This is a genomic window from Paenibacillus sonchi (assembly GCF_016772475.1).
Lineage (GTDB): Bacteria > Bacillota > Bacilli > Paenibacillales > Paenibacillaceae > Paenibacillus_AQ > Paenibacillus_AQ sonchi.
In genome coordinates, this window is the sequence record NZ_CP068595.1 from 5,082,265 (window position 1) to 5,094,479 (window position 12,215).

General features: G+C 51.0%; 15 protein-coding genes. 14 read left to right on the forward strand and 1 reads right to left on the reverse strand.

Annotation, left to right across the window (positions count from 1 at the left end):
• Positions 1-504 precede the first annotated feature (504 nt).
• Positions 505-1,128, forward strand: coding sequence for a hypothetical protein (locus tag JI735_RS22605; RefSeq protein WP_051052305.1), 624 nt, complete (start codon positions 505-507; stop codon positions 1,126-1,128).
• A 138-nt stretch (positions 1,129-1,266) separates the two neighbouring features.
• On the opposite strand, the gene JI735_RS22610 is transcribed toward JI735_RS22605, so the two are convergent.
• On the reverse strand, positions 1,267-1,884 hold the full coding sequence (locus JI735_RS22610; RefSeq protein WP_039839348.1) for a nitroreductase family protein: 618 nt from the start codon (positions 1,882-1,884) through the stop codon (positions 1,267-1,269).
• Positions 1,885-2,215: 331 nt separating this feature from the next.
• On the opposite strand from JI735_RS22610, the gene JI735_RS22615 reads away from it, so the two are divergent.
• The 13 genes from JI735_RS22615 to JI735_RS22670 all read left to right on the forward strand — a co-directional run bounded on the left by JI735_RS22615 (position 2,216) and on the right by JI735_RS22670 (position 12,206).
• Entirely contained in the window at positions 2,216-2,629 is a 414-nt protein-coding gene (locus JI735_RS22615) for a helical membrane plugin domain-containing protein (RefSeq protein ID WP_020433848.1), read from the forward strand.
• A gap of 17 nt (positions 2,630-2,646) precedes the next feature.
• Complete coding sequence (locus JI735_RS22620) at positions 2,647-3,825, forward strand: NAD(P)/FAD-dependent oxidoreductase (protein WP_202676467.1); 1,179 nt, start codon at positions 2,647-2,649, stop codon at positions 3,823-3,825.
• A 408-nt stretch (positions 3,826-4,233) separates the two neighbouring features.
• On the forward strand, positions 4,234-5,097 hold the full coding sequence (locus JI735_RS22625) for a DUF2785 domain-containing protein (protein WP_039839344.1): 864 nt from the start codon (positions 4,234-4,236) through the stop codon (positions 5,095-5,097).
• Positions 5,098-5,172: 75 nt separating this feature from the next.
• Positions 5,173-5,802 carry an SGNH/GDSL hydrolase family protein gene (locus tag JI735_RS22630; RefSeq protein WP_039839343.1) on the forward strand — a complete coding sequence of 210 codons (630 nt, stop codon included), beginning with the start codon at positions 5,173-5,175 and terminating at the stop codon, positions 5,800-5,802.
• A gap of 142 nt (positions 5,803-5,944) precedes the next feature.
• Positions 5,945-6,424: a YhfM domain-containing protein gene (locus tag JI735_RS22635; RefSeq protein ID WP_039839342.1), complete on the forward strand. Its 480-nt coding sequence runs from the start codon at positions 5,945-5,947 to the stop codon at positions 6,422-6,424.
• Positions 6,425-6,442: 18 nt separating this feature from the next.
• Positions 6,443-7,189 carry a type I methionyl aminopeptidase gene (gene map, locus JI735_RS22640; RefSeq protein WP_039839341.1) on the forward strand — a complete coding sequence of 249 codons (747 nt, stop codon included), beginning with the start codon at positions 6,443-6,445 and terminating at the stop codon, positions 7,187-7,189.
• A 32-nt stretch (positions 7,190-7,221) separates the two neighbouring features.
• Positions 7,222-7,542, forward strand: coding sequence for a carboxymuconolactone decarboxylase family protein (locus JI735_RS22645; protein ID WP_039839340.1), 321 nt, complete (start codon positions 7,222-7,224; stop codon positions 7,540-7,542).
• Positions 7,543-7,573: 31 nt separating this feature from the next.
• Entirely contained in the window at positions 7,574-7,771 is a 198-nt protein-coding gene (locus tag JI735_RS37455) for a hypothetical protein (RefSeq protein WP_325175533.1), read from the forward strand.
• 22 nt (positions 7,772-7,793) lie between these two features.
• Entirely contained in the window at positions 7,794-8,156 is a 363-nt protein-coding gene (locus tag JI735_RS37460) for a DJ-1/PfpI family protein (RefSeq protein ID WP_325175534.1), read from the forward strand.
• Positions 8,157-8,181: 25 nt separating this feature from the next.
• On the forward strand, positions 8,182-8,997 hold the full coding sequence (locus JI735_RS22655) for a hypothetical protein (protein ID WP_051052303.1): 816 nt from the start codon (positions 8,182-8,184) through the stop codon (positions 8,995-8,997).
• A gap of 53 nt (positions 8,998-9,050) precedes the next feature.
• The gene (locus JI735_RS22660; RefSeq protein WP_039839339.1) at positions 9,051-9,473 is read left to right on the forward strand and encodes an Rrf2 family transcriptional regulator; all 423 of its coding nucleotides are present in this window, start codon (positions 9,051-9,053) and stop codon (positions 9,471-9,473) included.
• A gap of 894 nt (positions 9,474-10,367) precedes the next feature.
• A complete protein-coding gene (locus tag JI735_RS22665; protein WP_039839338.1) occupies positions 10,368-11,099 on the forward strand; it encodes a metallophosphoesterase family protein in 732 nt (243 codons plus the stop codon).
• A gap of 240 nt (positions 11,100-11,339) precedes the next feature.
• Entirely contained in the window at positions 11,340-12,206 is an 867-nt protein-coding gene (locus JI735_RS22670; protein WP_039839336.1) for a VOC family protein, read from the forward strand.
• The last annotated feature ends 9 nt before the right edge of the window (positions 12,207-12,215 follow it).

Here is a 12,215-nt window from a genome sequence, read left to right on the forward strand (position 1 = left end):
TACTATACCCATGTTCTTCTCAGACTCCTTATCCTATCCTTGTACTCAGCCGGGTAAATCGTCCGAGGCGGCAATAAATTTGCCTATCCTGCCTTAGAGTCTTCTCGAATTCATCCGCTGGTTAACGATTGGTTTCATGATTCAATGTTTGAGCTTTAAGAAGCTCATCCCCTTTCGTTCCGGGATGGATTGAAAGCTTCAGCAACAGGATCAAAGATATAGTCTCAAGCACAGGGAGTACATCTGCCAAAGATTACTTGCGAGAGAGATTTTACCTTCCCGCCGGTCCCTTTCAGCAGTGTATGGTTCCTTGTCTTGATACTTGAATTATACCGCTGTTCTGCGGATTCGTAAAAAGGCGAATACTTTAAATTCGGGTATGTTTTCAGAATCATCCTAATGTAAGCGCTATTATTCGTCCGTATCCTTAGTTTTTTGGTGTATAATTTAACCGTACATAAGTAGCAGAAGCAAGCTATACGCAGGAATGGAGGGTGACAGCGAATGAAGCTATTTCGGGTGAAGACCGGGCTGACCGGAGTGAACCGGATGAAGGAGTTTCTGGAAGAAAATTACGTGTGTCTGGGATATACAGGTGTGGGGGATCTGGAGCATGCCGGCAAAAAGGAGATTCACAATCGGCTGGTTCTAGCCGGGACTACCGCAGGAGCGGAGCTGGAAACTGCAGCGGACAGTCTGGACATATTCGTGAATGTCATGCAGGATGGGGATTATGTGCTGATCGAGGATGGGGAGTGGGCTTATCTGGGGGATCTGGGCGATTACTTTTATGCGGAAGCCTTCGATTCGGCTGAAGACCGGCGCTGCCACCGGCGGGGAGTGACCTGGCTGAAGACGGTGCCTGCTCCGGCGCTTAATCCGCTGCTCAGAGCGTGGACCTGCGGTGAAGAAGCGGTCTTGCAGTACAATGGGCCGCTTCCGGAGGCAAGGCTGGAGCTGTGGATTTCTGATCCCTCTGTGGACGGTATCCAGGAAGGCGAACAGACAGGTATAGTAGATGCCGAGACTCTGTCAAAAGCGCTCACTGTGCTGAAGTGTGCCTTGGACAGCGAGGATGCGGACCGGCGGGAACGTGCGGCAATCGCTCTCCTGCAATATGCCAAATGATCCGCCGCGCCCGCCCCGGACGGTGTTTTCAGCAGTACCCTGCGGCCTTTTACAGAACCTGAAGCTTGCGGATTATTTATTGTTTTAAGCACAAAGAGCCTCCCGGGCGCATGCCGGAAGGCTCTTTGTGCACTTCAATCAAAAAAACTCTACAAATTCATTCACAGGCTTGCGGTAGCCGCGGGGTCTGATCTTGTGCTTGTTGTCTTTGCCGATTGTAATCAGCATGACAGGCACCATATTGTCGCTCAGGTTCAGGGCCGCTTTGACGGCTTGAACATCGAAACCGATCATCGGGCAGGTATCCCAGCCCTTGTCCTTGGCAATCAGCATGAACTGCATGGCTGACAAAGAGGCATTACGGATCGCTTCATCATGCTGAAAAGCATCATTTCCGCTATAAGCGCCGTGGATATCCGCAATCGTCTGGTCAAAAGCATCCTCACTCATGGCTCCCAGCATTTTAAGCCCGCTGTAGATTTCAGAAGCCTGCAGATAGGCATTTTTGTCTCCAAGCACGACAATGACCGCTGATGCGGTATGGATTTTGTACTGGCCATAGGCCGCTTCGCGGATCTTTTCCTTCAGGTCTTCATCACTGACCACCTTATAATGGGTATGCTGCAAATTGTAGGCTGAAGGAGCGAGGCGGGTGAGCGAGAACATTTCTTCCAGCTCGCTTTGGGGGATTTTGATCCCCTCAACGAAGTTATTTGCCGATCTGCGTGCTTGAACCAATTCTGAAAAAGCGCTCATGTTCATTCCTCCATAATGTATGTAGTAGTTAACAATTATTAATAGCTAATATTAATAAACAAACTTACTATTTGTTACTTGCTAAACATATCACGGTGTTTGAGCATAGTCAATGGCCAAATGGATCTCAGAGTTAAATTTTCTTATGAAATCGTGAGAAAAACCAAAAATCGCAGAAAAGACGTGATTTTAATCACAAAATAAGGATATATAGGCAAAAAGATTGTGACATTTATTACATGAAGAATGTTATAATAATCACATTGATTTAGGGATTAATCTTTTCATACATTTTATTATGAGAGAAAGCTAATGCAAAGGAGAACTCAATATGTCAGAAACAATCACGCAAAGCAAATCCTTTATTAAAGAGGATCTTCTGGATCAGCTCTTGAAGCCTGAGGTGCAGGAATCCCTAACGACGCTGGTAGAGCAGCTTCCCCAGATTACGCAGCTGGTTGGCGCATTAACCAAGTCGCTTGATTTTGTGCAGACTGTTGCAGCGGATGAGGTGCTAAAGAATGACACGGTAGGTGCCATCAAAGAACTTGCCGAGCCTGTAGTGGATTCCGTCAAAACAATGGCAGCTACGGTTATCGAAGCCAAGGATCGTGCCAACGAAAGCAGTGAAAACATCACATTGTTCGGCATGATGCGCATGATCAAGGACCCGCAGGTGCAAAAAATGCTCCGTTTCATGAATGCATACCTGCAGGTCAGCGGCGAACGTAATCCACAAAAATAAGGGCGGAGGAAAATATGATGTCAAAACATATCGTTATTCTCGGAGCTGGCTACGGCGGTCTTCTGAGTGCTATTAACGTGCGCAAATATATGAGCAAGGCTGAAGCAAAAATCACGGTTGTCAATCAATACCCGACGCATCAGATTATTACGGAGCTCCATCGTCTGGCGGCAGGAAGTGTTGCGGAACAAGCCGTAGCCATGCCGCTCACCAAGCTTTTTGCCGGAAAAGACATTGATCTGAAAATTGCCAAGGTCAAATCATTTTCCGTAGACAGCAAGCAGGTGCAGCTGTCTGACGGTACGACGCTCTCCTATGATGCACTTGTTGTTGCGCTGGGCAGCACTACTGCTTATTTCGGCATTCCTGGACTGGAAGAGTATAGCATGGTGCTGAAATCCGCCGCGGACGCGAAACAAATCCATGGGCATATTGAAGGCCGCATTCGTGAGTACGCCAAGACACACAATCCAGCCGATGCGGCGATTCTGATTGGCGGTGGCGGTCTGACCGGCGTGGAGCTGGTGGGCGAGATTGCTGATGTGCTGCCGAAGCTGACCAAACGTTATGGCGTAAATCCTCAGGAAATCAAGCTGATGCTAGTAGAAGCGGGTCCAAAAATCCTTCCGGTGCTGCCGGATCACCTGATTGAGCGTGCAGTAACGAGCCTGACTGCCCGCGGTGTAACCTTCCTGACCGGCCTTCCTGTTACGAATGTTGCCGGCAATGTAATTGATCTGAAGGATGGCCAGCAAATTGTTGCCAATACCTTTGTATGGACCGGCGGTGTGCAGGGCAACCCTCTGGTCGGTGAATCCGGCCTAGAAGTGAACCGCGGCCGTGCCACAGTCAATGACTTCCTGCAGTCCACTTCGCACCCGGATGTTTTTGTGGCAGGGGACAGTGCGGTTGTCTTCGCAGCGGACGGACGTCCATACCCGCCGACAGCACAAATTGCCTGGCAGATGGGCGAGCTGATCGGCTACAATCTGTACGCTTATCTGACTAATGCAGCCTCTGAAGCCTTCAGTCCAATCAACTCCGGGACGCTTGCCAGCCTTGGGCGCAAAGACGGGGTGGCAATTATCGGAGCCAGCAATACTCCGCTTAAGGGCTTGCCTGCAACCCTTATGAAGGAAGCGAGCAATATCCGTTATTTGTCCCACATTAAAGGTCTGTTCAGCCTGGCGTACTAATTATTCATTTAATCTGATTTTATGAAAAATCTGATATAATGCTCTGTTTAGCCTTCAAGCTAGACCCGCAGTCCTTAGTGAATAAGGATCGGGTCTGCTTGGAGGTTTTTTGGGTTGTTTGGCAGCAGCAAGCTCCCCTGGCAATCCGCACCTAAAACGGCTGAGCTATCCAGCGAAAACCGGCGCAGCCGCCTGTTCTAATGGAAAGGCTAGGGGGATTGTGTTAATTTACATAGTAAATAGTTGGAAGGCACTTTATGCTGGGTGAATCACGCATTGAAGGCCAAAGGCAGGGATAAGCATGTGATGAAGCTGTTATCTGCCTTTGCCCTGGAACCATCTTATCTGCTTGTGGGGCATTTAAATCAATGGTAAAGCAACTGCCTGCTGAGTCTTAGGAGTGACACAATGAACAATATCAGAGCCCGGTTAATGAATGATTTGCAAAGAATAGAAGCGGAGCGGTATAGACTCCGTAAAGGCGAGGAGGTGCAGGATTTCATCTGTCTGATGCTGGAGTATATTGGAGACCCTCAGTCTGAGCTGCGGGACGGGCTGATATATCCGACCTTTTACGCATGGATTCTGGAGCAGCGGCTGCTCTCTTCTGATGAGCTGAGAGCCGTTCTGGCGGTGCTGCTGGATGAGCAGCATCTGTTCCATGGTATAGGCGGACAAGGGGATGAGACAGTATTCACCCGGACCTTCACTGTACTTGTCATCGGCCTTATTATCCAGCGGCACAGAGAACAGCCTTTCCTGGATGCTGCCGGGTTTCGGCAGCTGAAGGCAGCACTGCTCCGTTATTATGCTGAAGAAAAAGATCTCCGAGGCTATGTCGAAGAAGGCGGCTGGGCTCACTCGGCGGCTCACGGGGCAGATGCCATCGATGAATTGGTGCAATGCCCGGAAAGCGGAGAGCCGGTGCAGCTTGAGGTACTGGAAGCGGTTCGGGGTATGCTGCAGAACGGAGTATATCTCTTCAGAGAAGAAGAAGATGAACGGATGGCTACAATTGTAGATACGATGATTCTACGTAATCTGCTTGCGCGGGAACGCATCGCTGAATGGATCAGCAGCCTTGCAGCCTGCGGCAGTCAGCCCAGAAGCAACAGCCAATACATCAACCGGATCAACAGTAAAAACTTCGTGCGGGCCCTTTATTTCAGGAGAGATAGCGAGTATTTCGGTAAGAAGCTTCAAGAAGCTCTGCTTGCCGCTGAGCTCAAAATGAACAAATTTGCAGCAGAAACTGGCGATTCCGTTCAATAGATGCTCCGCAAAAATCTATTTGCTATAATAGGTATGTTTATACAATAAGAGCTGTTTTATAGGAGGATTTTCAGGATGGAATTTCAAGAAAACGATATCATTTTGTTCCAGGGTGACAGCATTACGGATTGGGGCCGCAACTATGAAGACCCGTCCTCGCTTGGTGTGGGCTATGCACTGATGGTAGCCGCACGGCTGGGATTGCTGTATCCCGAGAAGAAGCTGACCTTTATCAACCGCGGGATCAGCGGCAACCGTGCGGCGGATCTGCAGCGGCGCTGGGACAAGGACTGCCTGGAGCTGAAGCCGACTGTAGTTTCCATATACATCGGCATTAACGACACCTGGCGCCGCTTTGACTCCGGGGAGGAAACCACGGCTGCACAATTTGAAGCTTCCTACCGGGATATTATTGAACGCACCCTCAGAGCAACCAATGCCAAGCTGATTCTCGTTGAGCCTTTTGTGCTGCCGGTATCCGAAGACCGCAAGGGCTGGCGCCAGGATCTGGACCCGAAGATTCATGTGGTGCGTGAGCTTGCCCGCGAGTATGGGGCTCTGCTGGTTCCTCTGGATGGGCTGTTTGCTGCAGCATCCATGAAGGCGGATTCTGCATTCTGGGCACCGGATGGTGTGCATCCTTCTCCTGCCGGACATGCGCTTATTACCGATGCCTGGCTGAAAGCGGCAGGAGCCATCAGCTAATCTGCCAGGAGGCTGCACTCCTTTACATATAAGGCTGCCAATCCTTCAAGACCGGTCCGTTGATTTATAGCGGACGGGTCTTTTTTTGCGAAGAGCGAGAATGTTATTTGGTTCACAAGACTGCTATAATTGGAGGATACATATGGATTTGGAGGTGGGACCCATTAAAAGGCTTCTACTGACTGTACCTGTTCTGCTGGCTGTACTGCTGAGTGGCTGCCAGAATGCTTTTGGATTTATCAATGCCAGGTGGATTTCAGAGATCACCCTGGATTGCCAGCCTGCCGGCGGCAGGGCGCAGAGTGAATCTTTCGAGAGCCGGACTTTTACGGATCCTGCATTTATCAAGCTGATGGCAGATGCGATGAACGGCAGCAAGCGGGTGCAGAATGATCTCTACCATGGGGCTGAGTTTAAGATGAAGCTGACCTTTGGGGATGGCTATACGGAGGATTATATTCTAAACCTTGGAGAAGCCCAGGGGAAGCAGGGACTGCTGGTCCCTGCGGAAAATAGCGCCAAAGGATACACGGTCTCCGCTAAGGATGCCGATAAGCTGAGAAAACTTGTGTATGGTGAAGCGGGTTCTGCAATACAGCTGTCCATGTGGGATAATTTGTAACCGGGAGGAATGGAGCAGATGACGAGCGATACAGCACAGGATTTGCAAGGGTTGAAGGCAGTGGGCCATGTGGTTGGCTACACTATTGCGGAAATGAGAAAAAGGACAGTTCCCGGTATGACCACCGCTGAGCTTGACGAGGTGGGGGCAGCGATTCTGGAGCGGTTCGGCGCGAAATCCGCCCCAAAGGTCACTTATAATTTTCCGGGAAGCACCTGTATCAGTATTAATGAAGAGGTGGCCCACGGAATACCGGGTTCAAGAGTCATTCAGGAAGGGGATCTGGTGAACATTGATGTTTCCGCCGAGCTGAACGGTTATTATGGGGACGCTGGGGCTTCTTTTCAACTGCCGCCGTACAATGAGAAGCTTGTCCATCTGTGCCGCAGCGCTGAGGAAACTATGATGAGTGTCATCAATCATCTTAGAGCGGGAATGAAGGTTAACGAAATCGGACGGGTGATGGAGACGGAAGCCCGCAAACGCGGCTATAACGTAGTGCGCAATCTGTGCAGCCACGGCATTGGCAGATCGCTGCATGAGAAGCCTTTTGAAATTCTTCCGTTCTACAATCCGCGTGTAACCACTGTGCTCAAAGAAGGGCAGGTCATTACCGTCGAGCCTTTTCTGTCCACCGGAGCGGATTTTGTGGAGCAGCAGTCTGATGGGTGGACCCTCAGTGTGAATGACAGCAGCCGGGTGGCCCAGTATGAGCATACGATCATAGTCACCAAGGGTAAGCCGATTATCCTGACCAGTGCCTAGACAGGTGCATATTCGAAACGGAGGCTAAAAAAATGGATCATTTACCACAAGTGAGCAATGCATTTGCCACCTTTATGAAGGAAGCGCCACAGCAGCAGCAGGCTTGGATGGAGACCGTTCAGAAGCTGGACGCGGCAAGTTGTCTTGATCCAAAGACTGAAGAAATCGCTTATATTTCGGTATTGGCTGCGGTGCGCCTGGAAAGCGGACTGCCCTTTCATGTAAAACATGCCAAGTCGCTTGGAGCTACGCGGGAAGAGATCATCAGTGCGGTTCTGCTGGGTCTTCCGGCAGTAGGCAACGCGGTTATTCAGGCTTTGCCGGTGGCCTTGCAGGCATATGACAGCGAGTAGTTTTTGAATTGCCGGGAGGAGAAGGATAACGATGCGTATAGCTTTTGTGCTTTTTGACGGGATCACTTTTCTGGATTTTGCCGGCTTTTATGATGTGATTCGCCGCTTGGGGAATTTTGAAGCAGGACATGGGCTGGAGATGGATATTTGCGGGTTCAGGGAAGAAGTGCAGGATGAGCAGGGATTGACGGTAGATCAGCAAGGTTCAGCCGGAACTGGGGCAATATGATCTGCTCTTTGTACCGGGCGGAATGGGGACGAGAATACTGCGCAATGACGGGCCGTTCATTTCCTGGCTTCAAGGTGCCAAAAGTGTTCCTTACAAGGTATCGGTGTGCACCGGTTCATTGCTGCTGGGCGCAGCCGGGTTCTTGCGGGACTGCTGGGCTACAACACATCCTTCCTCCTACGGGCTGCTGGAGCCTTATTGCGGGCAGGTTATAGAGACGCGGATTGTTCAGGACGGCAAGATCATTACAGGAGGCGGGGTGTCCACCTCTATTGATTTGGGATTATATATGATGTCGCTTCTGGCGGGAGAAGATGCGATGCAGGCTGTAAAGAAGCAAATTGACTATCCCTATGTTATGCAAGGAATCATCCGCAGACAATAGAAGAATGGAGAAACGGGGCTTTAAGATGAAAGAAAATCCAGCCATATTGACAGCCTTGCAGCAGCAGATAGATGATCGTGAGCAATGGGCGCTGCTGACAGATTATATGCTGCATGAGAGCGGTCTGCCCGGGCCGCGGGCTAACCTTACGCTGGCGGGCAGCTTTGCCGGGCTGTTTGCCAGACCTGAGGTGACGGAGACTGCCTGGGAATTGATCTCTGCCTGGTCACATCTCCCGGAGTCTGAAGCCAAGACAGGTGATCCGCAGGAGTACCTGCCGTTCTGCGCGGTGTGGGCCTGCGGAGCCCATTATGCCCATGCGGATAGCATCCGGCGAAGCCAGGCGGAAGAGCGCTTGCAGGCGGCGATGAATGATGGCAGGTGGAGGTTGCGCGAGGCTGCGGCAATGGGCTTGCAGTCCTTGGGCGAATACGACTTTGCGCTGCTTAGGGAGCTGCTTGACGGCTGGCGTTCGGGCGCTACGCTGCTGGAGCAGCGGGCTTTTGTGGCGGCGCTGGCGCATCCGCCATTGCTGAAGGCTGAAGCCAATGTTCTGTATTGCCTGGAGCTGGCAGCCGGGATTATGGACGGAATCCGCAGCAGCGATTCAGGCCCGGCCGAGCGGGAACATTTTCGCGTCTTGTCCAAAGGTCTGGAATATAGTCTCAGTGTATTTGCCGCCAGTCTGCCTCAGCCTGGATTTGCCATGCTGCGTAAATATGCGGCGAGTGGAGATCCCCGGCTGATTAAGATCGTGAAGAGCAACCTGGGCAAAACAAGGCTGACCAAGAATTACCCTGACGAGGTTGCCGGGCTTCTGCAGCTATTGACAACTTGTTAGAATGTAACTATTATAGTTGCATCTATCGGCTAACGCACTAAGGAGAGATTTCCATGAACATCAGCACCCGGTTTGCGGTGGCTATTCATATTTTGACGCTGATCGACAGCAACAAGGAAGGCAAGAGCACCTCGGAATGGATCGCAGGCAGTGTCAACACCAACCCGGTGGTGATCCGGCGGCTTACAGGCATGCTGCATAAGGCTGGGCTGGTCGAGGTCCGCCCTGGTGTAGCAGGAACAAAGCTTTCGCGCAGCCCGGGTGAAATCACACTGCTGGAAATTTATCGCGCGGTGAACGCGGCGGAGGCGGACACGCTGTTCTCCGTTCACGAGCATCCGAACCCGAACTGCCCTGTCGGCAAAAACATTGCCGGAGCTATAGTCCCCGTCTTTTCCCTGGCCCAGCAGGCGCTGGAGAATGTGCTTCAAGGGGTTACACTGGATCAGATCGTGAATCAGATTCCGGTGTCTTAATGAGATGTAATGCGCCGCGTCTTTTGTTTTTTTATTGCTTGTGCCGGATTTGACAGGGGCTTAAGTGGAAAAAGGACAACATAAACTAGCCAATAACCTCCTGCAACAACGCTAGTGGGAAAAAGTACCACTAATTTGGCCCATAAGACCGCTTCGGCCGGGTTTTCACCAGATTAGGTGGAGAAAATCCCACTAAACACTGCTGCTACGCAAAATTCAGCGATTTAGTGGGAGGAATTCCACTTAATAGTATACAAGTGAAGTATTTGCTGTCTGGCAGGAAATTGAAATTTAAGAAAACCTTCAGGAAGAATTTATGTAATTTTAAGGTTCGGGGAGTATAGTAGAGGTCTCCACCCCCCAGTGGATAGGTTTTGATTAGATCCTGCCGTGCCTCGGCGGGATCTTGTTATGGGCAGAGAACCGCATTCGACAATTTCAGCAGTTTTTTATTAGATTTTCATACGCTTTTAAGCTTCAGGGCTTATAGTAATCCTATGACCCCCTTATAAATAGACCTTGGCCCTGCCGGACGTTGGCGGGGTCCCTTTTTTGTTTAAAGAACAGGTAGGAGCCTAGCCGGTCTGGTCGTCCCTTCCTTTACATAATATTCCATAAGCTTTAGACTGACACCAGGCATGCACGAAGGGGGCGGATTGATGTTGCTTATAGGGAGAACAAGCACATCATCGATAAACGGTTGTAACACGGGAGCGTTCAATTTTGTCTATAGGAGAGGTACATCATGACGGAGTTCAGAATCAGAGACACGCTGCTGAAAGTCACTAAGGGAGATATCACCCGCAACCTCCGGAAAAAGAGTCTACAGCGGCAATAAAATGCTAAAATGATCGCAGAGACATTACATACCAGTACAGCAACGGAGGTTTATACGTGGAGACGATTGCAATTATTTCAGATATTCATGGCAATGCAACAGCCTTGGAGACGGTTCTGGCGGATATTCAGCAGCGCAGGATCAGCCGGATCTTCTGCCTGGGAGACCTTGTGGGCAAAGGACCCAATTCTGATCGGGCTGTTGACCTGATCCGGGAGCATTGTGAGAAAGTGGTCAGGGGCAACTGGGATGAGTTCATTGCAGGTGATAGCGAGCTTGAGGTGATAAAATGGCACCAGGCTCTGCTGGGAAAAGAACGCCTGGCGTATTTGAGCGGACTGCCGTTCTCCATTGAGTTCTGGATGAGCGGCCGGTACATCCGTCTCTTTCATGCTTCGCCGCGGAGTGTAAATGAGCGGGTCCAGCCCTGGGACGATCTGGAGCTGCGTGTGTCGCTGTTTGAGCCTTCAGAGCTGTGCGGCAGCCAGCTGCCTGCAGATGTGGCCGGTTACGGGGATATTCATGGTGCCTATCTTCAGCATCTGGCAGGAAAAACCTTGTTCAATGCGGGGAGTGTCGGCAATCCGCTGGATCTGACACAGGCCTCGTATGTCATTATGGAGGGGAATTACGGGAGCGGAGATCCGGCACCGCTGAATATACAGTTCGTAAGGGTTCCTTATGACATTGAGCGGGCTGTGCAGCAGGCCGTAGATTCGCAAATGCCCCATTTGGAGCCGTACATTAAAGAGCTTAGGACTGCTGAATACAGAGGCAAAGGCCAATGAGTTCAGGCAGCAGCCGCCCGGAATAAATGCAAAGGAAGTTCTGATTAAGCCTGACCGGTGCCGGCCGGCTTTTTCTTTTTCCGGAAAGTAATTGACAAACTTATAGAATGCTACTAATATAAAGTTAGTTAATGTGTAACGGAAACAGTTACAGCTTGCTGAATTGGAGTATTGGAACTTGTTAAGACTAACCGCAGACATGGAAATTGGATAACTTATGTTCATTCAGGAGGGGTTTATATGACAACAGCAGCAGTATTGCCGCAAAGTTTGGAAATTGGACTGGTGCAGCTTCGGGTAAGCGATTTGGAGCGCTCGCTCGCTTTTTATCAGAATGTGGTAGGACTGAAGGTGCTGCGCCAGAACGGGCGCGAAGTGGAAATGACAGCGGATGGCCAGCATGTGCTCCTGGTGCTGCGGGAGATTAAGAACGCGCGGGTGCTCCGGCGCAATTCGGTGGCGGGTCTGTATCACTTTGCCATTCTTGTGCCTGACCGTCCCAGTCTGGGACTGGTGCTGCGCAATCTGATTGATTCCGGCATCCACATCGGTCAGGGCGACCATCTGGTTAGTGAGGCGCTGTACATTCAAGACCCGGATAATAACGGAATTGAGCTGTACCGCGACCGGCCGCGGGATACATGGAAGCATGAAGCGAACGGGAATGTGGTGATGACCACAGATCCGGTGGATGTGGATGGTCTGCTGGCCGCTTCTGAAGGTCTGTCCTGGCCCGGACTGCCTGCGGGCACCGTGATCGGGCATGTTCATTTTCACGTGGGTGATCTTGGCGAAGCCAAGAAATTCTACGTTGATACGCTGGGCTTCGAGCAGACGGCACATTACGGTGATGCAGCGATGTTTATCTCAGCGGGGGGATACCACCACCATATGGGGCTGAATATTTGGGCGGGTCAAGGGGTGCCGGCGGCTCCGGCAGATGCGGCAGGCATAGATTATTTTACCCTGCTGCTGCCTAGTGTTCAGGAGCGTGATCTGGTAGCCGAACGGGTGCGCTCCGCCGGATACCGGGTGGATGAAACCGGTGGTATTGTCACCGTTACCGATCCATGGAACATAGGCATTCAGCTGCTGGTGAAGCCCTGAAATAACGCT

What these genes read in the sequence shown, in the direction of transcription:
- JI735_RS22605 (WP_051052305.1), top strand. Translation starts at nt 505, where the DNA reads ATGAAGCTATTTCGGGTGAAGACCGGGCTGACCGGAGTGAACCGGATG.
- JI735_RS22610 (WP_039839348.1), bottom strand. Translation starts at nt 1,884, where the DNA reads ATGAGCGCTTTTTCAGAATTGGTTCAAGCACGCAGATCGGCAAATAAC.
- JI735_RS22615 (WP_020433848.1), top strand. Translation starts at nt 2,216, where the DNA reads ATGTCAGAAACAATCACGCAAAGCAAATCCTTTATTAAAGAGGATCTT.
- JI735_RS22620 (WP_202676467.1), top strand. Translation starts at nt 2,647, where the DNA reads ATGTCAAAACATATCGTTATTCTCGGAGCTGGCTACGGCGGTCTTCTG.
- JI735_RS22625 (WP_039839344.1), top strand. Translation starts at nt 4,234, where the DNA reads ATGAACAATATCAGAGCCCGGTTAATGAATGATTTGCAAAGAATAGAA.
- JI735_RS22630 (WP_039839343.1), top strand. Translation starts at nt 5,173, where the DNA reads ATGGAATTTCAAGAAAACGATATCATTTTGTTCCAGGGTGACAGCATT.
- JI735_RS22635 (WP_039839342.1), top strand. Translation starts at nt 5,945, where the DNA reads ATGGATTTGGAGGTGGGACCCATTAAAAGGCTTCTACTGACTGTACCT.
- map (WP_039839341.1), top strand. Translation starts at nt 6,443, where the DNA reads ATGACGAGCGATACAGCACAGGATTTGCAAGGGTTGAAGGCAGTGGGC.
- JI735_RS22645 (WP_039839340.1), top strand. Translation starts at nt 7,222, where the DNA reads ATGGATCATTTACCACAAGTGAGCAATGCATTTGCCACCTTTATGAAG.
- JI735_RS37455 (WP_325175533.1), top strand. Translation starts at nt 7,574, where the DNA reads ATGCGTATAGCTTTTGTGCTTTTTGACGGGATCACTTTTCTGGATTTT.
- JI735_RS37460 (WP_325175534.1), top strand. Translation starts at nt 7,794, where the DNA reads ATGGGGACGAGAATACTGCGCAATGACGGGCCGTTCATTTCCTGGCTT.
- JI735_RS22655 (WP_051052303.1), top strand. Translation starts at nt 8,182, where the DNA reads ATGAAAGAAAATCCAGCCATATTGACAGCCTTGCAGCAGCAGATAGAT.
- JI735_RS22660 (WP_039839339.1), top strand. Translation starts at nt 9,051, where the DNA reads ATGAACATCAGCACCCGGTTTGCGGTGGCTATTCATATTTTGACGCTG.
- JI735_RS22670 (WP_039839336.1), top strand. Translation starts at nt 11,340, where the DNA reads ATGACAACAGCAGCAGTATTGCCGCAAAGTTTGGAAATTGGACTGGTG.